This is a genomic window from Nocardia sp. NPDC004654, from assembly GCF_040609595.1.
Lineage (GTDB): Bacteria > Actinomycetota > Actinomycetes > Mycobacteriales > Mycobacteriaceae > Nocardia.
On sequence record NZ_JBEXKI010000009.1, the window covers coordinates 368,419 to 392,601 of the forward strand.

Here is a 24,183-nt window from a genome sequence, read left to right on the forward strand (position 1 = left end):
TCAATTCTGGTCGAACACGATGACCTGGCGGACGGCATTGCCGTTTGCCAGGTCATCCATGGCGGCGTTGATCTGCGACAGCCGTATGCGCGAGGTGATGAGTTCGTCGACCGGAAGCCTGCCCTCACGCCACATCTGGGCGTACTTCGGAATATCTCGCTCCGGAACTGCCGAGCCGAGATAGCTTCCGACAATGCTGCGAGCTCCTCCGACGAGGCTCAGCGGTGAGATCGCGGCTCGCGCCGAGGGAGCGGGCAGTCCGACGGTGACGGTGGTACCGCCGACGGCGGTGGCCGCGCAGGCCGTCTCCAGCGCGCGGGCACTGCCCGCGGCTTCGATCACCACAGACGCGGTGATGCCGAATTCGGCGACTTGCTCAGGCGAGTATGCCGATGCTCCCGCCGCCCGGGCCCGAGCTCGCTTTTCCGCCACCATATCGACGCCGATCACTTCACCGCTGTTCAGTGCCAGCGCGGTCAACAGCGCCGCCATACCGACACCGCCAAGACCGACAACCATCACGCTCTCACCCGGGCCAGGGCGCCCAGCGTTGACCACCGCGCCGCCACCGGTCAGCACCGCGCATCCGAGCACAGCAGCAACATCGGGCGGCACGTCATCGTCCACGACGACAACAGAACGGCGATCCACGACCGCGTAGTTGGCGAACCCGGACACGCCGAGGTGATGGTGGACCAGGCTGTCACCCCGCCGCAACCGCGTCGCGCCGGACAGCAGCGTTCCCGCGTTGTTGGCAGCGCTACCCGCCTGGCACGGCAACCTCCCATCCGTGAAACAGGCGCTACACGACCCGCATCGAGGCAGGAAAGCCATCACCACACGCTGACCGACAAGTACGTCGGTGACCCCAGGTCCGACTTCCTCTACGCGCCCGGCGGCCTCGTGCCCGAGCAACATCGGAACGGGGCGCTCGCGATTTCCGTCCACCACCGACAGATCGGAATGGCAGACCCCGGCCGCTTCGATCCGGACGAGGATTTCACCGGGTCCCGGCAGGTCGAGGTCGAGTTCTGTCACCACGATCGGACGCGAGTCCGCATAGGGACGGACGCGGCCGATCGCCTCCAGCACAGCTCCCTGAATCTTCATCTCTTCTCCGTTGCCTCAGTCGTCGACCGGACCAGCAGGTGTCTGCGGACCTTCCCCGATCCGGTTCGCGGGATATCGGCGACCTCGACGAAATCGACGGGCACCTTGTACTTCGCCAGCTTCTCCAGGCAGTGGCGACGCAGATTCTCGGCGTCGACGCGACGGCCGTCAGCCGGCACGACGAACGCCACCGGCACCTCACCGAGCGCAGGATGCGGCTCGGCGACTACTGCCGCGTCAGCCACCGACGCGGCAGTATTCAGGACGTTCTCGATCTCCGCAGGATAGATGTTCTCGCCACCACGGATGATCAACTCCTTGATCCGTCCGCTGATTGTCAAGAATCCGTGTCGATCTCGTCGGGCCAGGTCACCTGTCCGGTACCAACCGTCGACGAAAGCGGCCGCAGTCGCGTCGGGAAGGTTGTAGTAGCCAAGCGCGACATTGGGCCCCTGCACCCAAATCTCGCCTTCCTCCGATGGCGCCGTGTCTGTGCCGGTGCTCGGGTCGACCAGACGGACGCTCAGTCCAGGCAGTGGTAACCCACACGAGCCGGGCGGTCGAGAACCGATAGGGGAATTCATCGTCACCATGGTGGAGGTTTCGGTGATTCCGTATCCGTCCAACAACGGGACCTGCGAGAACATCTCGAATTCACGGTTCAGGCTTGCCGACATCACTGAACCCGCAGACACACACAGCCTCAGCTGGGGCGCCTCGAGTCGGTCGGCACCGCTTGTATCCAGCAGGTAGCGGAACATGGTCGGTACCTCTGGCAGCACGGTGACAGCATGGTTGCGGAGGAAATCGAGCACTCGACTGGGTGAGAACCGAGCCATGAGGTGGGCCGTGGCGCCGGTCGCGACCACCCCCACAACACTCAGAACCAAGGTGTAGGAGTGAAACAACGGGAGCGCCGACAGCAAGACGTCGCCAGGGCCCAGACCGACGATCGGCTTCCAACACGCACCGACGACCCAGAGGCAACCCCGCTGGGTGAGTTGTACCCCTTTGGGCCGTCCCGTCGTACCGGATGTATACAGCATCCAGCACCAGTCATCGAGTCCCGCGCCATCGTCGGCTTCCGCTTTTGGCGTCGTCGACAGTAGATCGTCGTACCAGATCACACGATCGTCCGACTGCAGGTGTCGGTCGGGACTGCCGACCACCACGACCAAGGACACCAGGTACGGCTCGGTGTCGAGAACCGACAGCACCGATTCGAGGCGAGAGCGGTCGGTCAACACCGCACGGGCTCCCGAGTCGCCGAGAATGTAGCTCAGCTCGGCCGTTGACACGTTCGGGTCGGCGCAAGCTGTGACGATCCGTGCGCGTGGCGCGACCAGATATCCCTCTACGGCCTCCACGCAATTGTCGAGATACATCACCAGACGTTCACCATCGGTGATACCGGCCGCTATCAGGTGTCCGGCCAGACGTGTGGTTCGAGCGTCGAGTTCCCTGTAGGTGACCGCACTGTCGCAGTCCGCGAAGGCGATCGTTTCGCTCCGTTCGCGAGCGTGCTGCGCCAAGAGCGCCGGCACCGGCGCTATGAGATCGATGTCGAGCATTTGTTCCTACTTGCTATCTGGTGATCAATGTCTGCGGGCACCGCCCGATCTACGTCGCGGCCTGTATTAGAAGCTCGCCGCCCGCTTCACGAAGCGGCATCCGCGTAAGGAGGTAGGGGAGTGGGGATCCGCAGGCAAGCTTCTCGGTCGACATGGGCCTGCAATCGGTGCCCGCGGGCGCACAGAGCGAGCCCCTCCGGATCCGATGGATCGCTGACCTCGAATGGGCCGAGATGGTGAGGCGCACTCGATGTTCCGAGCTCAGTCCGGCCCGGGATGTCGCGGTCCGGCGATCGCATGGTCACTGCCCGGATTTCCGGCGAAGTCGACCACCGTGAGCTTTCGTTCCTCGCGGTTCACCGTGGAGCCATGGCATCACCAGCCCTTTCCTGTGCATCGCCGTTGGTTGACACCTGATCAGGCGGAGACGTACCGTCCATACTAACGATTATTAGTTAGGTAAGAGGGTGGAACTACTCAATACGTTCGAAGTTGATCTTCCGATCGAGCAGACATGGCAGGCGATCACCGACGCCGAGCGCGTCATCCCTTGCCTACCCGGCGCTGCTCTCGTGTCGGTGGACGGCGATCAGTTCGAGGGTGCGATCAAGGTCAAGCTCGGGCCCGTCGCCTTGCAGTACGGCGGCCGGGGCGAGTTCCTGAGCAAAGACAACACGACACACTCGGTGGTCATCCGGGGCACCGGCAAGGACACCCGTGGTCAGGGCACGGTCTCGGTGACGATCACCCTGACCCTGACCCCCCACGGCGCCGGCACCCGGGCCCAGGTCGTCACCGAACTCGCATTGTCAGGACGCGCAGCACAATTCGGCCGCGGCGTGATTTCCGATGTGTCCAACAAGCTGCTCGGCCAGTTCGTCCGCAACCTGGAGGCCGCTGTCGCCGACACTGGCGCGAGCGCTTCCGGCGGCACCGGTCAGGCTCCCCGGCCTGCTTCTATCGACGATGTCGAGCCGCTCGACGTAGCAGGCACCTTCGGCGGGGTGGCGACGAAGTACCTCCTGCCGATGGCAGGTGCCGGGCTGGTGCTGGCGATCGCCGCAGTCGGACTGCGACGACAGTCGCGAACCCGGGCACGACCCGTACCGAACACTACGATCGACGGTTCCCTCATCGGGCATGCCATCACCGGCTCTGCACCGCAGAGCCTTTCCATCGTGATCAGCCTCATCCCCTTGGAGCGTTCCTCGTGAAGATCGGTTCCATCCAACTCGTGCCCCTGCTCGACGGCAGCGGCACGGAGGTCGCGCGAGAGGTTCTCGCGCGCAGCGGATATGACGGCGACCCTTGGCAGCCGCATCAGGATCTGCTCGATGACGGCGGCAACCTGGAACTGGCGGTGGGTGGCTACCTGATCCGCACTGGCGATCGGGTCATCCTGATCGACGCCGGAGTGGGCACGATCGACAACGGCAAATACCGCGGCGGTCAGTTCCTGGAGAGCCTGAAGCGCCACGGAGTCGAAACTTCCGACGTCACCGACGTGATCTTCACCCATCTGCATTTCGACCACGTGGGCTGGGCGACGAAGAAAGGCGCCATCGTCTTCGAGAACGCCACCTACCGCGTGCACAAGGCCGACTGGGAGCACTTCGTGGAAAACCCCGAAGCCGAGCCCGGTGCGGTGCGCAAGCTGAGCCCGTTGGCGAATCAGCTCGAACTGTTCGATACCGATTGGACGCCTGCACCAGGAATCGATATTCGACACGCACCCGGCCACACCCCGGGCTCCACCCTCGTGCTCGTGTCCAACGATGGACAACGAGCGGCGCTGGTGGGTGACCTGGCCCACGCTCCCGTGGAGTTCGTCGAATCAGGCTGGCGCTTCGCCTTCGACTTCGATCCGGAACAAGCGACACGCTCGAGAGCTGATTTCGTCGCCGAGTTCACCGACACCGACACAGCCATACTGGCTGCCCATTTCCCCAGCCTGCGCGCCGGTCGCCTGGTGAGCGCATTCGGCGGGACCCAATGGATCTATGACGAGAAAGAGACTGTCTGACAATGGATTTGCAACTGCGTGACAAGACCGTTCTGGTGACCGGAGCGGGCCGGGGGCTGGGCAAGGCCATCGGTCTGGCCTTCGCCGCCGAAGGCGCGAACGTCGCCTTTCACTACAACTCGTCGGCCAAGGGAGCAGAAGAGGCCGCGAAGGAAGCTGCCGAACTGGGTGTTCGAGCGATCGCCGTCGGCTCCGACCTCGGTGATGGTGCCGCGGTCCGGGCAGCCGTCGAGGCGGTCAAAGCCGAGCTGGGCCCGATCGACATTCTGGTCAACAACTCCGCTGTGACACAGAGCAAGCCATTCCTCGACACGACCGAGGAGGACTGGGCCCCGCAGATCGAGATCACCGTTGCCGGTACCCTGCGGGTCTGCCAAGCCGTGGCCCAGCAGATGGTCGACAACAAAGTCGAGGGATCGATCGTCAATCTGATGGGCGACTCCGGACGAGTCGGGGAATCGCGGCTGCTGGTCACCGCCACCACACGCTCCACCACGCTGGGACTGACGAAGTCGCTCGCCAAAGAGCTTGCTCGGTACAAGATCCGCGCCAACGGCGTGTCGATCGCTCTCGTCCAGACCGGCAGCCTGGACGAGCACACAGGGCACGCGGACGACGAGAAGAAGAAGCGCATCCTCTCGGCGTATCCGCTGCGCCGGTTCGGCAGGCCCGAAGATGTCACCCCTGCGATCTTGCTGCTGTCCTCGCCGCAGTCGTCGTGGACCACTGGCCAGGTGTTGTCGGTCAACGGCGGATACGCAATGCCATGAGCGCCGTAACACATCGACGCGCTGCGGCCGGCGCTGTCGGCCGCAGCGTGCCACGCAAGGAGGACGGCCGGCTCATCACGGGGCATGGCCGCTACGTTTCCGATATCGAGCTGCCGCGCATGCGCCACATCGCCTTTCTGCGCAGCTCTCACGGACACGCGCTGATCCGCTCCGTCGACGTGACCGCAGCACGTGAGATGCCCGGAATTCACGCGATTTTCACCGGAGACCAACCAGAATTCTCCGCGATCCGACTCCTGGCCCAGTCTGCATTGCCAACCTATGTCGAGACCGCGCAGCCCGTTCTGGCTTGGCAGAAGGCGCGTTTCGCGGGCGAGCCGATCGCCGCGGTGGTCGCCGACAATCGGTACCTAGCCGAGGATGCTCTCGAACGCATCGACGTCACCTACGAGGAACTGCCCGCGACAATCCTGGCGCACGAGCCGTCTGCCGTGCCGGTACACGAGGAAGCCCCGGACAACATACTGCTGCATCGCACTTTCAACGCAGGCGATGTCGAAGCCGCATTCGACACCGCCGCGGTGGTCGTGGAGCGCGAACTCTCAACCAACCGGCACGCGGGCAACCCGATGGAGTGCCGCGCCGGCGTGGCACTCTGGGACCCGTACGAGGAGAAGGTCACGTTGTGGCTGGGAACCCAGGTCCCCCATCTCGTGCGCAACATGTTGGCCGAACTGCTCGGTTTGGCCGAGGGCAACGTGCGTGTCGTGGCACCCGACGTCGGGGGAGGGTTCGGCACCAAGTCCATTCTCTATCCCGAGGATGTCGCACTCTGCCTCATGGCGCGCGCAATGCGCGGATACCCGGTCAAATGGGTCGAGGACCGCAGCGAACATCTGCAAGCGGCGGCGCACGCTCGAGACCACCACTACCGCATGAAGGCGGGCTTCGACGCCTACGGGCGCCTCCTGGCGCTCGACGCCGAGGTGACGTGCAATATCGGCGCCTACTCGGTGTATCCATGGACCGCCGGGATCGAGCCGCTGATGGCCGGCGGCCTGCTGTCGGGGCCTTACAAGCTCGACAACTACCGCTGCACTGTCCGCGGCGTCGCTACCAACACCGCCTACGCCGGACCGTATCGAGGTGTCGCCCGGCCTGCCACCGTGTACGCGATGGAGACGACGCTCAACGCCGCGGCGGCTGAACTCGGAATCCCTGCTCTCGAAATACGTCGCCGGAACCTCGTGCTCCCCGAGGACATCCCCTACCGGATGCCCAGTCGCCTCGTCGACGACTCCGGCTGGTACGCCGAATGTCTCGACAAGTGCGTGGACGCCATCGATTACGAGGGGTTTCGCGCCGAACAACGACGCCGCCTCGAGAGCGGAGCGAACCCGATCGGTATCGGCTTCGCCTGTTACAACGAACTGACCGGGCTGGGCCGGGCCGCGGCGGCCGGACCGCGTATGCCGTTCCGCACCGGCCACGACGCCTGCACCGTCAGAGTCGAGCCGGACGGCACGGTCACAGTCCTCAGCGGTGTGACGGCTCAAGGACAGGGACTCGAAACAACCATCGCGCAGATTGTCGCCGACGCCGTCGGTGTCGACTACGACGCCGTCAACGTCCGAATCGGCGATACCAACGAGGCTCTGTGGGGTTTCGGTGCGTTCTCCTCTCGGCAAGCCGTCATCGGCGGCGGCGCGGCCGACCGAGCTGGAAGGGCCGTTCGCGACCAGATCCTCGCGCTTGCCGCAGCCGTCTACGACGTCTCCGAAACGCGCATCATCGCTGGGCAGCTCTGGGGGCCCGACGACGACAAACCGCTCGGCAGCCTCGCCGAGCTGGCACGAATCGCCTACCTGGAATCGAACAAGCTTCCCAAGGGTTTCGAACCCGGACTCGAAGCCACCCGGTTCTTCGACCCGATCCGCGGCGCCTTCGCCGCGGGTGCCCAAGCGGGAGTCATCGAAATAGACCGTGCCACAGGCGAACTCACAATCCTCAACTGGGTTTGCGCCGAAGACGCAGGCCGTGCGATCAACCCACGGATCGTCGACGGCCAGATCGCGGGCTCGATAGCTCAAGGCATCGGCGGGGCGCTGTACGAGCACCTCGTGTACGACGACCGCGGCAATTTGTCGACCGGAACGCTGATGGACTACCTCATGCCCAGCAGTCACGAGATCCCGGAACTGACCATCGATCACGTCGCGCGACCCGCCGACAACCCACTCGGTGTGCGTGGCGTCGGCGAGGGCGGGACATTGGGCCCCAACGCGGTGATCGCCGGCGCGATCCACGACGCCCTGGGAGTCGAAATCCTGACACTACCCGTTACCCCTTCCAAGATCTGGGAAGCGCTGCAATGATCGTCACCAGCACAAACGGCGACGTTGCGGTCATCACCATCGATCGGCACGACAAGCGCAACGCTCTCGACCTCGCTCACCTCGCTCACCTCCACACCGCAATCACCACCGCTGTCGAGAACGGCGCCCGCGCACTGGTTCTGACGGGCCAGGGCACCACGTTCAGCGCCGGTGCCGACCTCGACGGCGTCTACACCGGTGGCTTCCGCTCCGCCCTGTATCGAACCCTCCAAGCCCTGACATCCGCGCCGATCCCGGTCATCGCCGCGGTCAACGGGCCCGCGATCGGCGCCGGCACCCAGCTCGCACTTGCTTGCGACCTGCGGATCGCGGCCCCCACCGCTGTCTTCGCCGTCCCCACCGCGCGCAACGGGCTGGCTGTCGATCCCTGGACAATCCGTCGATTGGCACTGCTGGCCGGCGGAGGTACCGCACGAGCGATCCTGCTGGCATGCGACACGATCGGGGCCGATCAGGCACTGTCGCGCGGTCTGGCAGATCGGATCGGTACGCGCGAAGAGGCGATCGAGCTCGCAGGCCGGATCGCCGGCTTCGCGCCGCTTTCGCTGGCGTATTGCAAACGAGCACTCGAACAATTGCTCGAGGACGAACCCGCTCCCGACGAACTCGTCCAGGACTTCGACAGGTGCTGGGCAAGCGAAGATTTCGCCGAGGCACGACGCGCTCGTGCAGAACGCCGAGACCCCAGATTCGTTGGGAGGTGAGCAGTTTGAAACCATCGTCCTTCGACTACTGTCGGCCGGACACAGTGCAAGAAGCTGTAACAGCACTGGTCCAAGCCGACGGTGACGGAAAGATCATCGCCGGCGGCCAGAGCTTGGTTCCGGTACTGGCAATGCGGCTGGGCGCACCACCGATTTTGATTGATATCAATCGCATTCCCAGTATGTCCGGCATCGACCGTGACGGCGCCGACCGTGTGCGGATCGGAGCCCTCGTACGCCACCGTGAGTTGCAGGACCAACCACTGGTGCCCTTGCTCGCCGAGGCCGCCTCGTGGATCGGCCACACGGCGATCCGCACCCGCGGCACCGCGGGCGGCAGCATCGCCCATGCCGATCCCGCCGCCGAATTACCAGTGGTCGTAGCAGCACTGGATGCCCAAATCGAGGTCGACGGACCGGACGGACCACGATCGGTATCCGCATCAGACTTCTTCGTCGGCCCGCTCGAAACGTCGCTGCGCGACACCGAAATCGTCACGGCAATCGAACTCCCGATTCCCGACCGATGGGGATTCGCCGAATTGTCCCGCCGTCACGGCGATTTCGGACTGGTGACCGTGGTCGCCGCGCAGGTCGGCGATCACTACCAACTGGCCATCGGCGGTGTCGGGCCAGTTCCGATCCGACCGCGGGAGTCCGAACAGATCCTGGCCGATGGTCCACTCACCACCGCCCGCGTCCGGGAAGCAGCCAAGGCCGCCGCTGCAATTGTGACCGCGGGCAGCGACATCCACGCCTCGGGGGCCTACCGGGTCGCTATGACCGAGGAGTTCACCCGCCGCGCACTTCTCCAGCTAGTCGGCGAAGAGACGAACGGAGTCTGCTGATGTGGATCGAATTCTCGGTCAACGGCCGAAGAGAACGTATCGACGTGGAGCCACGGCGCACGCTCGCCGATGCGCTTCGCGAAGATCTCGGCCTGACCGGGACTCATCTGGGATGCGAACACGGAGTATGCGGGGCGTGCACCGTCTTGGTCGACGGTGGCGCAGTGCGCGCCTGCCTCATGTTCGCCGTACAAGCCGACCGCTCGTCGATCACCACCGTGGAAGGTCTGGCCGCTGACGACGGAACTCTGCACCCGCTGCAGCGAGCGTTCTGCGAGCACCACGGATTGCAGTGCGGGTTCTGTACCCCGGGCATGCTGATGACTGCTCTGGATCTACTGCACCGCAACCCCAGTCCGGACCGACCTCTCATCCGAGAAGAGCTCTCCGGCAATATCTGCCGCTGCACCGGCTACGTCGGCATCGTCGACGCCGTGGAATCGGCAGCGCACGAACTCAATTCACTGTCGAACGAAGGCACGAACATATGAAATACGACGACGTCGCCATCCCCGGGGGACTGCTGTGGTCCTCGCCCTTCGTGCGCTGGCAAGGCGCGGTATCGGATGTCTCGAGCGTAGATCTCGCTACCGCTGTCACCACTCGAGCCCTCGCAGAGCGCCAGGTCGATCCCAGCATCATCGACGAGGTCGTGCTCGGTATCACGATTCCCCAGCCCGGCTTCTTCTTCGGGCCCCCGACCATCGCCGCCAGAATCGGTCTACCCGCGGTGACGGGGCCCATGGTCAGTCAGGCCTGTGCCACCACCGTCGCAGCCCTGCACGCCGCAGCCGCATCGGTAGCCGCCGGTAGCGGAACCGAGCTGGTGATCACCACCGATCGCACCAGCAACGGACCGACTGTCATCTACCCGCAATCGTCGGCGCCCGGGGGAGCTCCGCGTTCAGAAGATTTCGTCCAGTCGAACTTCGCCCGCGATCCATGGGCCGGTACCTCCATGCTCGCCGCTGCCGAGACCGTAGCGCGCGAACGTCAGATCAGCCGAGAAGAAATCGACGACATCGCGGCACTGCGCTACGAGCAGTATCTGGGCGCGCTGGCCGACGAGCGGGCATTCCAGCGGAACTACATGGTTCCCATCGAAGCGACCGTCGGCCGCAGGGCCGTCACGGTGGCCGAGGACGCCGGCATCCGACCGGTAGATCGGGCTGCCATCTCGGCGCTACCGTCCGCGGTCGCCGACGGTGTGCACACCGGGGCGTCACAGACCCATCCCGCCGACGGTGCCGCAGGTGCGCTCGTCACCACCACAGCGCGGGCCCGCGAGCTCTCCGACGGCCCGGTCGCGGAGATTCTCTCGACGGGCTTCGCGCGGGTTGCCCCCACCCACATGCCCGAGGCGCCCGTGCCTGCCGCGCTCCGCGCCCTCGATGCCGCCGGACTCACCATTCGTCAGGTAGACGCGATCACCACGCACAACCCCTTTGCTGTCAACGACATCGTCTTCGCTCGCGAAACCGGGATCGATGCGGCCAAGATGAACTCCTTCGGCTGCAGCCTGATCTGGGGACATCCGCAAGCCCCGACCGGGATGCGCGCCATCGCCGAACTCGTCACCGAACTCACCCAGCGCGGAGGCGGCATCGGCTTGTTCACCGGCTGCGCTGCTGGCGATACCGCGGGCGCTGTCGTCGTCCGGGTCGGGGGTTGAGCCTCAGGTGAACGGCGCACTGATAACGGGTACGGGGCGCAGTGCCCGGTAGCCGCTATTCATTCACCGGCTCAGCTGAAACGGCCGCGAGGATCGGCTGTGACGCGAGCAACTCGAAGCAAGGAGGCACCCCGTGAGCATCGAGCGGAAAGAGACCGTCTACGTGGACGGATCCTTCGAACCGGCCAAGTCCGACACGCGGTCGGAGGTAATCGACCCCAGCACTGGATCCGTCATCGCCGAAGTGCCGGCCGTCGGCGTCGCGGATGTAGACCGAGCGGTCGCCTCCGCCCGTGCGGCCTTCGACCAGGGCCCGTGGCCAAGGCTCTCTGGCACAGAGCGCGCCGAGGTCCTGAATCGCTTCGCCGACTCACTCAACGCGCGCACTGCGGAATTGGCCGCGACCGTGACGAGAGAGGCCGGCTTCCCGGCAATGTTCGCAGAGCCAGTGCACGTGGCCAATGCGATCGAGTTCGTGCGCTACTACGCCTCGCTGGCTCGCGCGGAGCCGTTCGAACAAACCCGAACCAGCGCGCTTGCGCGGGCCGAGGTGCGGGTGAGGCGGTGTCCGGTCGGAGTGGTCGCCGCACTGGTGCCCTGGAACATTCCCCTGCTGGGCGCGCTGTCGAAGCTGGCCCCCGCCTTGGCGGCTGGCTGCACCGTCGTCTACAAACCATCCCCCGAGACCCCACTCATCGCATACATGGTGGCGGAAGCTGCGCACGAGGCCGGATTCCCGCCGGGCGTGGTGAACATGGTGACCGCGAATCTAGAGGGCAGCGAGCGCCTGGTCTCGCACCCGGACGTGGACATGGTCGGGTTCACCGGCAGTACCGCTGTCGGCCGCCGCATCGCACAAGCGTGTTCTGCCGACTTTCGCAGGCATGCATTGGAATTGGGCGGCAACGCGGCGGCCATCATTCTGGCCGACGCGCCGGCCGAGCTGATCGCAGCGGGTCTGGGTGCGACCGGTCTGGCACTCAACAACGGCGAGGCCTGCATCGCCCAACGTCGGGTGCTGGCTCCGCGCGAACGCTACGACGAGATTGTCGCCATCCTTGCCGCCACCGCTGAGGGTCTTCCAGTCGGCGACCCAGGCGACCCGACAACCGTGGTCGGACCGATGATCACCGCTGAGCATCGAGATCGTGTCCTAGGCCACATCGAGGCCGCGCGCGCAGCAGGCGCGTTGGTGGCGGCCGGGGGAAGAAGTGTCGGCGACACTGGCTATTTCGTAGCGCCTACCGTGCTAGCCAACGTCACCAATGACATGGCCGCTGCCCGGGAAGAAATCTTCGGCCCAGTGGTGTGCGTCATAGCCTACGACACCGTCGAGGAGGCCATCGCCATAGCCCGAGATACCGAGTACGGACTCTCCAGTTCGGTGTGGACCACCGACATCACAGCCGCCGAGACGATCGGCCGGAGGCTCCGCGTCGGATCTGTCTATATCAACGCCACCCTAGCCCTGGATCCCGGAATTCCCTTCGGCGGATTCGGACATTCGGGCCTGGGGCGGGAGCTTGGTCCCGAGGGGCTGGACGCCTACTGCGAGATCCAGTCGCTGTTCGTCCCCAGCGGATCATGACCTGCTGAACCGAAAGAACCGTACAACGCTCGAGCATCTGTCGTGGCCGCGCGGGAATGCGGTCGGCAGGTGGTGCTACAGCACGTACAGCGAGACCGAACAGGTCCGGCCTCGCTCGCGCGAAAGGGTCTCGTTCGGACGACCGGCGACGAGTTCGAATACGGCGGTCGGCCTCACCCCGCCGATCAGCTCGCCGATTTGATGGCCGCAGAAGGGCCGTGCGGCCCTTCTGCGGCCTTGACGCCGGGTCCGAAGCTTCTAGCTACCGCGCGTGCTTGCGGTTCCAGTCCATCACGTACCAGGCGTAGGCGATGTTGCCGAGTCCTGCGGTGAACATCAACAGCCAGAAGTGGACCCAGAAGGATTGCCGTTTGCGGCGGCCGTAGCCGTAGCCGCGCGCCGAGGCAACGGCAGTGGCGTTGGCGACATTGTTGATCACAAACGTCGGCCCCGGCTGCTGCGGATATCCCTGCGGATACATCCCGCCGGGCATCGGCATCGGCTGCGTGAACGGCTGGGTGTGAGGCTGGGCGTATTGCTGGGGCATGGCCGACGAATGCCCCATTCCAGCCTGCGGCACCATTCCCGGTGCCGTGGGGTATCCCTGTCCTGGTTGCATTTCGGGACCTTGGCCCAGGTTAGGCGATGCCATCGCTGGCTCCCCCTATATCTCGTGTGAATGTCGGGATCTCACAGTAGACCAGGGTTGCTGCCCGGCGTCTACGATTGCCGACCCAACCGGACGGTAACACGGTGTTGCTCGGACAGCTCGGCGACGGTCTGGCACGATTTGTGGCGATACAGGGAGGAAAGATGATGCGCCACAACGTGCTTGCGTTCTGCTTGGTCGCCGGTTCGGTGCTGCTGGCCAGCTGCTCGTCCGAACCCGAGACGTTCACGATGTCAGGAACCGTTGAGGACCGCACTGTCGATGTACGCAACGAGATCTCGCCAGGGGAAGCCAAGCGAGACCGGCTGTCGTGCAGAGGTACGAATTCTTCGCCGATCTACGACGGCGGTCCGATCGAGGTCATCGATGGCGCGGGTGTCACTGTGGCGGCGGGAAAGATCGTGGGCGGCAATTGGGCACCAGATAGACAGGGCTGCCTATTCACGTGGGAGGTGCGTAGGGTTCCGGCGGGCCTGAAGATCTACAAGGTAGTTCTGCCGCAGAAGTCGCCGACGCGGGCCTACACCGAGGAGGAAGCCTCGAAGCCGATCGACTTTCAGTGGGGCTGAGCCCTGGTCGCCGGTGCAAAGTCAATCGAGTGATTGCGAAAGCCCCCTGCAGCGTGTCCGCAGGGGGCTGTGGTTGGCACGTTGGAGACGGGCTAAGGTCGAGTGCTAGTACTCCAGCATCACTTCGTGATGTTATGCCTTTCTTCGCTGGTAGTCGGCTTGTTTTGCCCGATGCTGGTGTCGTCGGCGCCAGGCGGACCAGCGGAGCAGCCGGGTGGGGTCCGGGAGTGGGGTGGTCAGGTGTGCCAGGAGACGTCTGATCTCGCCGAGTGTGAGTGGAATGCGTTCGCTGCCAATACTTTTGGGGAGACAGCGGCTGTCACGGCGAGGTAGGTGTGGGCGAGCATCGCCAGGGTGATGTGGCGGTACCAGGCGTCGTAGCGGCGGACTTGGTATTGGTCGAGCCCGACTTCGGTTTCGCGGTCTGGAAACAGTCCTCGACGGCCCAACGGGCGCCCGCGACCCGGATGAGGTCCTCGTCGCTGGTGCCGACGGGTGCACCGCACAGGTAGTAGGCCGTTTCGAGCTCGCCTTTGCTGTTGGGGGCAAGTGAACGCCGAGCCAGCAGCCAACGTCCCCAGCCCGGCCCGGCTTCGCTCGCGGTCGGCACCGTCGCCACGGCCCAGTCGAAGACCCGTGGGCCTTTCGCGCCATCTCCGCAGCTACGACGCTTCCACGCCCGCGGTGGAGCGTCGGCGACGATCTGGCCCGCACGGCGACGGCCGGCAAGCGACAACACCACCGGCGCACTGCTGGGGACAGCGACCACGTACCCGATCCGGCGACGCTCGAGCCACCTGCGGAACTTCGAATCACCCCCGTAGGCTTCGTCGGCGGTCACCCACCGTGCAGGCACGCCCGCGTCCAGGGCGCGGGCCAGCATTCGTTGAGCCAGAACCTGTTTGTCGCGAACTCGACTTCCTCGGGCACTCCGGCACCGCGGCATCGATCCCGATCACCGGTCCACGACTTGGGCAGATACAGCTCTCGATCGATCAGCGTTCGCCCCTTCACTGTCGTGTACGCGCAGAACACACCGAGCTGACAGTTCTCGACCCTGCCCGCGGTGCCGGAGTACTGTCGTTGCACTCCAGCCGATTTCGCCCCCTTCTTCAGAAACCCGGTCTCATCGACAACCAGCACGCCATCCGGATCACCCAGATGCTCGACCGCATACGCGCGCGCGTCATCACGCACCCCGTCGACATCCCACGCCGCCGCGTTCAGCAGCCGCTGCATCCCGACCGGGGTCAGCTCACTCGCCGCTTCGGCCAGCGTCCACCCATTCTTGCCCGCCAACGGCGCCAACAAACCCCGCACATAAGCACGCGCCCGCCGCCGCGGCTCCGCCCGTAGAAACCGCCCCGCCACCCGCCCGAACAACTCCTCCAAACCCGTCGACCACGCCACCAGATCCTCATCAACCACCACGAAACCACATGCTACCCAACAACATCACGAAGTGATGCTGGAGTACTAGCGCTTCCGCCGATCTTTCGCAGCATCGCCGGTACAACCACCATGGTCATAGCGCCTTACCACTGTGTTTCGCGTTGGGTTCGCAGGGTAAACTCGAGCGCCTTCTCCCCGACTCGCAGTCGGCTCCCAAAAGACGATACGTCGCGGTCCGGAAACGACGAATATGGTTCTGTCCGAGACGATTCCGACGCTTTGTCTCGACAGAGCCGATCCGCGGCGTGGCCCATTTCAAACGCCGGAGGCGGGCGGCTCGTGGTTGCCTCGCAATGCCCCGACCGTCAGATTGAACAGAGTGGCAGCGATTGATTCACGTTGCGGGCGCAAATCGTTGCGCAAATACTCGTGGCACACCGCCCGGTAGCTGGCGGTGATCACCAGCAGCAGCGCATCGAGTTCGGCAGGAGAAAAGTCCAGGTCCGGATTCGAATTGACGTAAGCGCGGAGCAGATCACAGCATCTTTGCTCGATACCCATGAAGTAACGATCCACAGCCAGCTGGGGAGCTTCGCGGATCAGTGATGAGGCGATGTCGCGGTATTCGTCGAGCGCTTCGAGCAATCGCAGCTGCAACCCGGGGTCGGGAGCAAATCGGCCCTGGCAGAACAGTTCGTCGAGGTGCTCATCGATGACGAGCCTCGTTCGGGCGGCAGCACGTTCGACCAGTACACGGATGATCGCATCCTTGTCCGGAAAATACTGATATAGCGAGCTCTTCGATACACCAGCCGCCTTTGCAATGGCGCCGGTACTGCACTGTCCGTACCCGTGGTCGCGCAAAACCTGACTTGTGGCGGACACGATAGCCTCAAATCTGTCTCGCGAACGCTGCTGCACCGGGGATCTGCGCTGTTTAACACGCATATTTAACTCGGTCCGCATGAGACATCCTAACCTGACTTGTATGCGTCCAGCCGACAGGTGTGAACTGGGTTACGCGACAGCGCTCACTCGACAAAGCCGTGGAGGCAGGGCACATGATCATCGATGACTCACGTTCTCAACAGCACGCCGCATCCAGTGCTGGGACACTGGAAACCAGCACCGAATTCGTCGTTCCGCGCCGATTCGGCATCGCGCAGGAAGACGCCAACCCAAGCCTTGGCAGGTTGTCGCGTCTGGTGCGCGGCGACGTAGCACCGTCTGAATCGGAAAAGCGGCATTTGGCGCGGGCCGTGGCTACAGAGGACAAAATCGGCGGTGAACTCGCGCGTGCAATCCTGGTGGACAAGACCGTCACAATGCTCGAATTCAGGCAAGCCCTGGCACAAGGTATCGACACCCTCGATGATCCCGCCGAACCACTGGTGAAGTTTTTCGCCGCAGTCGAAACCCGTCCCGTGTGGGTCGACGATCGACGACTGGCGCGTGGTGCCGCAGCCTGCCTGCGTACGGGCAGAACCGGCTTCGAAGTGCTGTCCACCGGATCGCTGATGAGCGGCTATCACAGCTCCGCCGTCACTCGCCAGCTCATCGCCACCGGCCGTTTGGTCGGCGACAACGCCGGCCCGCGGGTGGCCGAAACCGTGCGATGGTGGTACGAGTGCATCCGGCCCGACGGCATGGATCGCAACAAGCAGGGCTGGCAGCTGAGCGTGCATGTGCGCCTCATGCACGCGTTCGTGAATCTGTCTCTGCTCAATGACAAGAACCTGAACTGGGACGTCGCCGAGTTCGGCATGCCGGTCAACCAGTTCGACCAAGCCGGCACTTTGGGCTTGTTCTCCACGACATATCTGCTCGGCGTACGTGGGCTGGGGGTGTGGATTTCGGCCGAAGAAGGGCGCGACGTCATGCACCTGTGGCGCTACATCGGCTACCTCATGGGCATCGAGGACCATTGGCTGGTCGACGATGAAAACGCCGGTCGTCGGCTCATGTGCCAGATCCTGATGTTTGCACCGGGTCCTGATCTGGAGAACGCACCAATTCTGGCCCGCTCGCTCGAGCAGACGTGGGGTGAATTCAACTACCCGTGGGCACAGCAGGTTCGGCGGCGGGTTGACCACCACCGAATGCTCAGCATCCAGCGCATGTTCAGCGGCACCCACGGGATGAACGAGCTCGGTCTGCCCAACGAGGCTCCCTGGTACCCGCCACTCGCCCTGGCGGGCAACGGCATCGTTCACGGTCTGGCCAGACTGAGCCCGGCCCTCAACCGGAGACTCACCCGGCATGCGGATCATTGGATCGCGACGTGGCTCGCGCGAAACGAGCCGAAACGCAGATAGTCTCCTCCATCGCCCACGATTCGATGCCTCGGAAGATGGTGTCGTGAGCGATCTGCCCCGACCTCACAGCGTGCGCCGGGACAGCGCTCTGCCAATCGAAAGACATACTCACGGCAACAGGGAGTCACGGTTGCTTCGGTGGAGCAACTTTGACCCCTGCGCCGCGAGCCCGCCAGCATTTCGTGTTTCGACGCCTACCCGAAACCATCTCGCAGCGATCGAAATTACCTCTGGGGCGTATTCACGTCGCTGGGATAGAAGCGTTCCCGCAGGGTCTTCTTGGAAAATTTGCCGGTGCTGGTTTTGGGAATCTCGTCGAGGAAGTGCACCTCATCGGGAAGCCACCACTTCGCAACTCGATCCGCGAGATGGTTGAGGATGTCATCCCCGGTGATGAGCTCATCTGCGTGGAGCACAACACACGCGACCGGACGCTCGGACCACTTCTCATCCGGCTTCGCGATCACTGCCGCCTCCAGCACGGCGGGGTGCGCCATGATGTGGTTCTCCAAGTCGACAGACGAGATCCACTCTCCACCTGATTTGACGAGATCCTTCGAGCGGTCCACCAGTCGGATGTAGCCGTAGCTATCGATACCGGCTATGTCGCCGGTGCGCAGCCAGCCGTCCTCGGTGAATGAGTCGCCTCCTTCGCCGTCGCCGAGATAACCCGAGGCAACCCATGGACCAGATGCCTGCAGCTCTCCCACCGAGGTTCCATCCCAGGGGACTTCGGCGCCTGAGTCTGTGTCGACGAGACGAAGATCGATCAGCGGCAGGACTTGTCCCTGGCTCGCTCGAACCATGGACAAGCTCTCTGTATCGAGGTCGTCATGGTGGCTTCGCAGACTACCGAAGCTGGCCATGGGGCTGGTCTCGGTCATGCCCCAGGCCTGGGTGATCGGCACCCCAGCTTGCACCCGCCAGGCCTCCGAAAGCACGACCGGTACGGCGGCGCCACCACTCACCACGATGCGCAGGCTGGAAAGATCGAATCGCGACAGATGTGGGACCGCGTTGTTCCATACAGTCGGAACGCCTGCTGTCACAGTGACACGCTGTCGCTCGACGAGATCGAGGATCGATTCGGGGTCGGTACGCGACCCGGGCAACACGAGCGTCGCGCCCGCCATCACCGACGCATACGGCAGGCCCCAGGCATTGACGTGGAACAGTGGAACGACCGGGAGGACCGTGTCGCGTTCACTCAGTCCAATGTGGTCTGCCATTAGATTCAGCATGGAGTGCAACAGAATCGAGCGATGTGAATACACGACGCCCTTCGGGTTCCCGGTCGTCCCCGACGTGTAGCAGATCGCGGCGGCTGAGTTTTCGTCATCGACCTCGAAACGCCCTTCGAAAGGTGCCGCCCGCGCCAGGAGCTGGTCGTAGTCGTGTACGCGCTCGTCAGTCGGAATCTCGACATCAGAGCCGTCATCGATAACTACCCAGTGGCGTACCCTCGGCAGTTCGTTCCTGAGCGGCCACACGATGGGCAGTAGCGACTTCTCGACGAACAATGCCTCGTCGCTGGCGTGCTCGATGACGTACTGGATCTGCTCAGTGAACAGGCGCACATTTACCGTGTGCAGGATGCGGCCGCTGCACGGTGCCGCGAAGTAGAGCTCCACGTGTTCCTGGGTGTTCCATGCGAAAGTCCCCACCCGCGCTCCCGTATCGAGGCCCAGCTGGTCGAGGACCGTCGCCAACCGACGCACCCTTTGCGCCCACGCGGCAATCGTGACGCTGCGGACGCCATCCGGGCGCACGGTCACCATCGTCTTGTGGGCGAAGATCTGCTCGGCGCGGTGGAAGACCGGAGGAAGAGCCAGCGATCTGCGCTGCATCAGTCCGTCCATTTGTGCATACCTCTCGATCTTGACGATTGACACGTCTGGAATACCGCCGAGGCCGCACGGTCCGACGCCACCACCGGCGAGCGTGCGATCGGGGTTGCTCGATTGCGCACTCGGGCTCGGGTACATCGGAACCTTCGAGCCCGACGATGCTTGTTGGTTCGGCTGCGGCCCAAGCCCTTCGGCCTCGACACGCGAGCGATGCGGCGACGTCGACCGCGTCGCGTGTACTACTTGGCGGGCGGGTTGAAAGGCTGGCTGATCGTGGTGAAGTACTGGATCGCGGCACCGATCGCGACCGGTGCGGTCACCAGGATCTGGCCCGCGACAGTGCCGAGGGCGCCGATGGCGAGGATGCCGCCGGCGCAGCCGACAGCGGCCGCGGGCAGGAACGGACCGAACAATCCGATGATCGTTGCCGAGGCGACCGTCGCACCGACGATGCCGCCGAGCACGCAACCGACAGCCGCGCCACCGAGGCCACCCACCAGTGTGCCGACCGCGGCGCCCAGGGTGATGGTGCTGGTCATCCGCGACCAGGCCGCCTGCTCCCGGTCATACTCGGACTTCCACGGCGCCTTTTCTTCGAACGGAAGGGCGATCGGCTTGTACACGGCCTTGGCCGGGTCGAGTTGCGGAGTTAGGGTGGCGCTGCGGCCGATGATCTCGGCGGCGATCGGGAACTCGAAGTCATCGAGCTGAAAGTGCAGAGGAATGGCGGCGACGGTGGTGCCGTCCGCGGCCACCACCTTGAACGCGCCGTCCTCGGCGACCAGCGCACCGGCTTCGGTGGTGATGTGCGAGGCGCCGTCGACCACTTCGGCGGTGAAGCCGATCGACGGCTGCTCCGCGCTCGGGGCCGCGTGCACGGTGGTGGCGGCGGCGATGCCGGTGGTCAACAGGCCGATGGTGGCGAGGGCGATCTTGGTGATCTTCATGGTTTCGGTGAATCTTTCATCGAGGTGGGGTCTGCGGGCGCACGTCATCGCAACGGCAACGCGAACGTAAATGGTCTGTCGACGAGGCGGTTTCGCTCCGCGGTGCGACCAAATGGCCCGCACAGCGGTCAGGCCGGATGGGTGATGGCCACTCAGTCGGCACGTATCTCATCAGTAGCTGATGGTTCGAGCGTGACATCCCGCGTCTCACGGATGGCCAGCATCGATACGGTGCTCACCAGCCCGAGGGCGGCCAGGTACATTCCGACTCCGATGTCGCCGAACTTCTCTGCGAGCGGCGGCGCCACGATGAGGGGGAGCGCGCCACCGAGGATGCCGGCGAGGTTATAGCCGACACCCGCACCGGTGTAGCGGTACTCGGTCCGGAAGATCTCGGGCAGATATGCCGCAGCGGGGCCGTAGGGGATGCCCAAAATTCCCAGCAGCAGCGTGATGGCGATCAGGAAGGCTCCTGAGTCGCCTGGCTCCATGATGACGAAGGCGGCGGGGCCGGCCGCGATGGATGTGATGGTGCCGACCAGGACAACACGGCGACGACCGAAACGGTCGGAAGCACGCGCGGATAGGTACACCATGACCATCATCGCCACCGCACCCAGAATTCCGCCGATCAGGACTGTGCTCCGATCGAGTCCCAGCACGCCTACACCGGGTGCCGTCCCCGCGTAGCTGGTGAGAAAGACCGCGCCGATGTAGAAGAAGCCCAGCGTCATCGTCAGTGTTCCGCCGGCCAACAACATGTTGCGCCATTCGTGGCGCGCCGCTTGGGCAAAGGGGAATCGGACGAGTTCGCCGCGTGCGGTCGACGTTCGGAAGGTCGGCGTCTCTTCTACTTTGAGGCGGACATAGAGCCCGACGCCCAACAACACGAAACTCAGCAGGAACGGAATCCGCCAACCCCATGCGGTGAAGGCAGTTGGGCTCAGCGCGGCGTCCGCGAAAAGGAAGGTGCCGCTGGACAGGACCATCGCCACGCCGGGGCCCAGTTGCGGAAACATGCTGTAGTAGCCGCGCCGCTCCTGCGGGGCGTACTCCGCGGTGAGCAGAGCGGCGCCTGCCCATTCGCCGCCTACGGCAATCCCCTGCAGAGCGCGCAGCACGACGAGTGCGATGGGCGCTGCTATGCCGATGGTCGACGCGGTGGGCGTCAGGCCGATCGCGAACGTGGAGAGCCCCATGATGGTCAGTGTGTAGACCAGTGTGCGTTTGCGGCCGAGACGATCGCCGAGGTGGCCGAAGATGATCGCTCCGAGTGGCCGGAAGAAGAACGCGACGCCGAAGGTGGCGAAGGCTGCTACCGACGCCGCGGACTCGCCCAGAACGGGGAAGAACAGCGGTCCGAACACCAGTGCCGCGGCAGTCCCGTAGATGAAGAAGTCGTAGAACTCGATCGCGGTTCCGATCATGGATGCACCGGCGACTCGTCGCAGGTGCATCGTGGGGGAGAACATCGAGCGACTGGCGCTCGTGGTTGCCAGTGGTTCAGCGGTCATGTGAATGTCTTTCGATGATGAGCACGGTCGCGACCGGACTAACTTGCGTTAGTTAGAGTAGAGTGGCGTGTGATGGGCACCACGTCAAGACTTCTCCTGCTATCGGTAAACCGGGTCACGAACTAGACGATGGTCCGCTGGTTGCCGCAACACTGTGCAGGACTCGCGCGGGCGACTGCCCGGCACGGGTGCAGACGTCTGGCGCCTGGTGCTGGTGTCGCGGGCGAAGGTTGTTTTGGAGTCGGTGGTCGACGGACGCCGTGGCGGCGGTGCTCCAGCCGAGCAGATCCCAGCTGCTGTTGAGCACCGCGGAGGGTAAGCCGGTGATGGCATCGAGGGTCGAGGCCACGGTAGGGGGCGATCGTCTCGGCGGTGGCGGCCACCTCGGGTACCGGTACCTCGGCGAGCTGGTGGGGTGGCGCGTTCGGTTCAGGAGGGGCCAGGCGCGGGATGCGGGCGATGCTGCGCCTGGCGGTACTTCGGGCGCTTGCGGCGGTTCGAATCGTGCAAAATGAAAACTTGCTAGTCGGCCAGCTAGTATCTATAGTGTCTGTGTGACTCCCGCCACGGATGTCGTGTCTCACAACCAGCACAAAGGAACGCTTCATGACCGATGCCGCAGGCAGCGTGATACTCACCGAGCACAAATTGGACGGTCGAGTGCTGCTGATCACGATCAATCGCACCGAGCGGCGCAATGCCTTCGATGGTGCCACGGCGCAGGCGATGGAATCGGTGATCGACGACTTCGAAGCCGACGATGACCTACGGGTCGCGATCATCACCGGTGCCGGGCCGACGTTCTCGGCCGGCCAAGACCTCAAGGCCGCTGCTATCGGGGACATGGGCGCAACCGAGCGCCGCGGCGGCTTCGGCGTGATGGCGTCGCCGCCGACCAAGCCGCTCATCGCTGCTGTCGAGGGCGACGCGTTGGCCGGCGGCTTCGAGCTGTGCTTGGCGTGTGACCTGGTCGTTGCGACCGAAGCGACGCGGATGGGCATCCCCGAGGCCGCCCGCGCTCTTGTCGCGATCGGCGGAGGGTTGTTCCGGTTGCCCCGCAAGATCCCGTTCAACGTGGCAATGGAACTGGCGTTGACCGGCAAACCGTTGCCCGCCAGCGAATTGCACCGTATGGGGCTGGTCAACCGGCTCGTCCCGGCAGGACATGCCGTCGAGGCGGCGCTGGAGTTGGCCGCCGAGATTGTGGCCGCCGGCCCCTTGGCCGTCGCGGCAAGCAAGGCCATCGTTCGGCACAGCTACGACTGGGCCGACGAGGATGCCTGGCACAAGCAGATGGAGTTCGCCGGTCCGGCGATTCGATCCGAGGACACCCAAGAAGGAATTCGCGCTTTCATCGAGAAGCGTGCGCCGCAATGGAAGGGCCGCTGACATGCTGACCACCCCTACCCTGAGCAGCAAGCTGCTCGATGGAAAGACCGCGATCGTCACCGGGGCGGGCAACGGCATCGGTCGAGCGACCGCTGAGGCGCTGGCCGCCAGCGGGGCTCGCGTCGTGGTCGCCGACCTCGACGGTGACTTGGCCAAGGAAGTGGCCGACGAGACGGCAATGGCTCGGTTGGCTTCGCTGGGGACCTGACCGATGCTTCGGTGCCGGACGCGCTTGTCGAGTTCGCCGCAGGAGCTGGTGAAGGGATCGACATCATCGTCAACAGTGCTGGCTATTTCTGGGATGCTCCGCTTCACCACATGACCGACGAGCAGTTCCAGGCGATGATCGATATCCACCTGCTGGCGCCCTTCCGGCTCTGCCGCGCAGCGGCACCGTACTTCCGCGACGCCGGACGGGCCGAAGCCAAAGAGGGAACCCCGCGCTACCGCAAGATCGTCAACGTCACCTCGCTGGCTGCGAGCTTCGGCCCGCCCGGCGCGGGCAACTATGCCGCTGCGAAGGCGGGTCTGATCGGTCTGACCAAGACGCTGGCCAGCGAGTGGGGTCCGTCGAACGTGAACGTCAACGCCGTCGCGTTCGGTGTGATCCAGACTCGGTTCGGTGCACCGCAGTCGGCTCAGCAGACCATCCAGGTCGGTGGCCGCGAGATCGTTCTCGGCGTGCCCGACAAGACGCTGGCCGCCATGGGTTTCGATCCGACCGAGGAGCGTGACATGTTCGCGCCGCGTCCGATGTTCGGCTCTGCATTGGGGCGCACCGGAACCATCCAGGAGGCCGCCGATGCGATTCTCTGGCTCGCCTCGCCGCTGTCCAATTTCGTGACCGGTCAAGTCATCCCTGTCAGCGGTGGTGCCCGCGGCGGACTGTCCTGACCA

Annotated in this window: 21 protein-coding genes and 1 pseudogene; 14 read left to right on the forward strand and 8 right to left on the reverse strand. The window is 64.5% G+C overall.

Annotation, left to right across the window (positions count from 1 at the left end; all coding sequences use genetic code 11):
- Together ABZV58_RS29265 and ABZV58_RS29270 are read right to left on the reverse strand one after the other, a co-directional pair.
- Positions 1–1,110 (reverse strand): alcohol dehydrogenase catalytic domain-containing protein, encoded by a 1,110-nt coding sequence (locus tag ABZV58_RS29265; RefSeq protein ID WP_355003400.1) that lies wholly within the window; start codon positions 1,108–1,110, stop codon positions 1–3.
- The gene (locus ABZV58_RS29270; protein ID WP_355003401.1) at positions 1,107–2,681 is read right to left on the reverse strand and encodes a class I adenylate-forming enzyme family protein; all 1,575 of its coding nucleotides are present in this window, start codon (positions 2,679–2,681) and stop codon (positions 1,107–1,109) included. Before ABZV58_RS29270 ends, ABZV58_RS29265 begins: the two co-directional genes overlap by 4 nt.
- Positions 2,682–3,148: 467 nt before the next feature.
- Between ABZV58_RS29270 and ABZV58_RS29275 the strand changes: the two genes are divergently transcribed.
- From ABZV58_RS29275 to ABZV58_RS29315, 9 genes are all read left to right on the forward strand, one after another.
- On the forward strand, positions 3,149–3,895 hold the full coding sequence (locus ABZV58_RS29275) for an SRPBCC family protein (RefSeq protein ID WP_355003402.1): 747 nt from the start codon (positions 3,149–3,151) through the stop codon (positions 3,893–3,895).
- Complete coding sequence (locus tag ABZV58_RS29280; protein ID WP_355003403.1) at positions 3,892–4,704, forward strand: MBL fold metallo-hydrolase; 813 nt, start codon at positions 3,892–3,894, stop codon at positions 4,702–4,704. The genes ABZV58_RS29275 and ABZV58_RS29280 overlap by 4 nt, the downstream gene beginning before the upstream one ends.
- A 2-nt stretch (positions 4,705–4,706) precedes the next feature.
- The gene (locus ABZV58_RS29285; protein WP_355003404.1) at positions 4,707–5,474 is read left to right on the forward strand and encodes an SDR family oxidoreductase; all 768 of its coding nucleotides are present in this window, start codon (positions 4,707–4,709) and stop codon (positions 5,472–5,474) included.
- Complete coding sequence (locus tag ABZV58_RS29290) at positions 5,471–7,810, forward strand: xanthine dehydrogenase family protein molybdopterin-binding subunit (protein ID WP_355003405.1); 2,340 nt, start codon at positions 5,471–5,473, stop codon at positions 7,808–7,810. The genes ABZV58_RS29285 and ABZV58_RS29290 overlap by 4 nt, the downstream gene beginning before the upstream one ends.
- Entirely contained in the window at positions 7,807–8,535 is a 729-nt protein-coding gene (locus ABZV58_RS29295) for an enoyl-CoA hydratase (protein ID WP_355003406.1), read from the forward strand. The genes ABZV58_RS29290 and ABZV58_RS29295 overlap by 4 nt, the downstream gene beginning before the upstream one ends.
- Positions 8,457–9,383, forward strand: a complete 927-nt coding sequence (locus ABZV58_RS29300; protein WP_355003407.1) for a xanthine dehydrogenase family protein subunit M — start codon at positions 8,457–8,459, stop codon at positions 9,381–9,383. The genes ABZV58_RS29295 and ABZV58_RS29300 overlap by 79 nt, the downstream gene beginning before the upstream one ends.
- Positions 9,383–9,874: a (2Fe-2S)-binding protein gene (locus ABZV58_RS29305; RefSeq protein WP_355003408.1), complete on the forward strand. Its 492-nt coding sequence runs from the start codon at positions 9,383–9,385 to the stop codon at positions 9,872–9,874. The genes ABZV58_RS29300 and ABZV58_RS29305 overlap by 1 nt, the downstream gene beginning before the upstream one ends.
- Complete coding sequence (locus ABZV58_RS29310; RefSeq protein WP_355003409.1) at positions 9,871–11,055, forward strand: thiolase family protein; 1,185 nt, start codon at positions 9,871–9,873, stop codon at positions 11,053–11,055. Before ABZV58_RS29305 ends, ABZV58_RS29310 begins: the two co-directional genes overlap by 4 nt.
- 133 nt (positions 11,056–11,188) lie before the next feature.
- Complete coding sequence (locus ABZV58_RS29315) at positions 11,189–12,643, forward strand: aldehyde dehydrogenase family protein (protein WP_355003410.1); 1,455 nt, start codon at positions 11,189–11,191, stop codon at positions 12,641–12,643.
- A 262-nt stretch (positions 12,644–12,905) separates the two neighbouring features.
- Here ABZV58_RS29315 and ABZV58_RS29320 read toward each other — a convergent pair whose 3' ends face one another.
- Complete coding sequence (locus ABZV58_RS29320; RefSeq protein WP_355003411.1) at positions 12,906–13,295, reverse strand: hypothetical protein; 390 nt, start codon at positions 13,293–13,295, stop codon at positions 12,906–12,908.
- Positions 13,296–13,396: 101 nt separating this feature from the next.
- Here ABZV58_RS29320 and ABZV58_RS29325 point away from each other — a divergent pair, with 101 nt between their 5' ends.
- A complete protein-coding gene (locus ABZV58_RS29325; protein ID WP_355003412.1) occupies positions 13,397–13,882 on the forward strand; it encodes a hypothetical protein in 486 nt (161 codons plus the stop codon).
- Positions 13,883–14,199: 317 nt separating this feature from the next.
- On the opposite strand, the pseudogene ABZV58_RS29330 reads toward ABZV58_RS29325, so the two are convergent.
- Both ABZV58_RS29330 and ABZV58_RS29335 read right to left on the reverse strand, forming a co-directional pair.
- Positions 14,200–15,310: pseudogene (locus ABZV58_RS29330) on the reverse strand (IS701 family transposase); the annotation flags it as partial.
- Between the two features lie 279 nt (positions 15,311–15,589).
- Entirely contained in the window at positions 15,590–16,240 is a 651-nt protein-coding gene (locus ABZV58_RS29335) for a TetR/AcrR family transcriptional regulator (RefSeq protein WP_355003413.1), read from the reverse strand.
- A gap of 95 nt (positions 16,241–16,335) precedes the next feature.
- Between ABZV58_RS29335 and ABZV58_RS29340 the strand changes: the two genes are divergently transcribed.
- Positions 16,336–17,589 carry an oxygenase MpaB family protein gene (locus ABZV58_RS29340; RefSeq protein ID WP_355003414.1) on the forward strand — a complete coding sequence of 418 codons (1,254 nt, stop codon included), beginning with the start codon at positions 16,336–16,338 and terminating at the stop codon, positions 17,587–17,589.
- A 224-nt stretch (positions 17,590–17,813) separates the two neighbouring features.
- On the opposite strand, the gene ABZV58_RS29345 is transcribed toward ABZV58_RS29340, so the two are convergent.
- From ABZV58_RS29345 to ABZV58_RS29355, 3 genes are all read right to left on the reverse strand, one after another.
- Entirely contained in the window at positions 17,814–19,448 is a 1,635-nt protein-coding gene (locus tag ABZV58_RS29345) for a long-chain fatty acid--CoA ligase (RefSeq protein WP_355003415.1), read from the reverse strand.
- A gap of 227 nt (positions 19,449–19,675) precedes the next feature.
- Positions 19,676–20,383, reverse strand: coding sequence for a hypothetical protein (locus ABZV58_RS29350; RefSeq protein ID WP_355003416.1), 708 nt, complete (start codon positions 20,381–20,383; stop codon positions 19,676–19,678).
- Between the two features lie 152 nt (positions 20,384–20,535).
- On the reverse strand, positions 20,536–21,897 hold the full coding sequence (locus tag ABZV58_RS29355) for an MFS transporter (protein WP_355003417.1): 1,362 nt from the start codon (positions 21,895–21,897) through the stop codon (positions 20,536–20,538).
- 606 nt (positions 21,898–22,503) lie between these two features.
- Here ABZV58_RS29355 and ABZV58_RS29360 point away from each other — a divergent pair.
- From ABZV58_RS29360 to ABZV58_RS29370, 3 genes are read left to right on the forward strand one after another with little or no spacing between them, the layout of a single operon-like run.
- Positions 22,504–23,286: a crotonase/enoyl-CoA hydratase family protein gene (locus ABZV58_RS29360; RefSeq protein ID WP_355003418.1), complete on the forward strand. Its 783-nt coding sequence runs from the start codon at positions 22,504–22,506 to the stop codon at positions 23,284–23,286.
- 1 nt (position 23,287) lies between these two features.
- A complete protein-coding gene (locus ABZV58_RS29365; RefSeq protein WP_355003419.1) occupies positions 23,288–23,494 on the forward strand; it encodes an SDR family NAD(P)-dependent oxidoreductase in 207 nt (68 codons plus the stop codon).
- A gap of 11 nt (positions 23,495–23,505) precedes the next feature.
- On the forward strand, positions 23,506–24,180 hold the full coding sequence (locus ABZV58_RS29370) for an SDR family oxidoreductase (protein WP_355003420.1): 675 nt from the start codon (positions 23,506–23,508) through the stop codon (positions 24,178–24,180).
- The last annotated feature ends 3 nt before the right edge of the window (positions 24,181–24,183 follow it).

Coding starts and splice junctions, on each gene's coding strand:
- ABZV58_RS29345 (WP_355003415.1), bottom strand. CDS start 19,448: ATGGACGGACTGATGCAGCGCAGATCGCTGGCTCTTCCTCCGGTCTTC.
- ABZV58_RS29310 (WP_355003409.1), top strand. CDS start 9,871: ATGAAATACGACGACGTCGCCATCCCCGGGGGACTGCTGTGGTCCTCG.
- ABZV58_RS29290 (WP_355003405.1), top strand. CDS start 5,471: ATGAGCGCCGTAACACATCGACGCGCTGCGGCCGGCGCTGTCGGCCGC.
- ABZV58_RS29285 (WP_355003404.1), top strand. CDS start 4,707: ATGGATTTGCAACTGCGTGACAAGACCGTTCTGGTGACCGGAGCGGGC.
- ABZV58_RS29295 (WP_355003406.1), top strand. CDS start 7,807: ATGATCGTCACCAGCACAAACGGCGACGTTGCGGTCATCACCATCGAT.
- ABZV58_RS29355 (WP_355003417.1), bottom strand. CDS start 21,897: ATGACCGCTGAACCACTGGCAACCACGAGCGCCAGTCGCTCGATGTTC.
- ABZV58_RS29365 (WP_355003419.1), top strand. CDS start 23,288: ATGCTGACCACCCCTACCCTGAGCAGCAAGCTGCTCGATGGAAAGACC.
- ABZV58_RS29305 (WP_355003408.1), top strand. CDS start 9,383: ATGTGGATCGAATTCTCGGTCAACGGCCGAAGAGAACGTATCGACGTG.
- ABZV58_RS29265 (WP_355003400.1), bottom strand. CDS start 1,110: ATGAAGATTCAGGGAGCTGTGCTGGAGGCGATCGGCCGCGTCCGTCCC.
- ABZV58_RS29340 (WP_355003414.1), top strand. CDS start 16,336: ATGATCATCGATGACTCACGTTCTCAACAGCACGCCGCATCCAGTGCT.
- ABZV58_RS29350 (WP_355003416.1), bottom strand. CDS start 20,383: ATGAAGATCACCAAGATCGCCCTCGCCACCATCGGCCTGTTGACCACC.
- ABZV58_RS29270 (WP_355003401.1), bottom strand. CDS start 2,681: ATGCTCGACATCGATCTCATAGCGCCGGTGCCGGCGCTCTTGGCGCAG.
- ABZV58_RS29335 (WP_355003413.1), bottom strand. CDS start 16,240: ATGCGGACCGAGTTAAATATGCGTGTTAAACAGCGCAGATCCCCGGTG.
- ABZV58_RS29320 (WP_355003411.1), bottom strand. CDS start 13,295: ATGGCATCGCCTAACCTGGGCCAAGGTCCCGAAATGCAACCAGGACAG.
- ABZV58_RS29360 (WP_355003418.1), top strand. CDS start 22,504: ATGACCGATGCCGCAGGCAGCGTGATACTCACCGAGCACAAATTGGAC.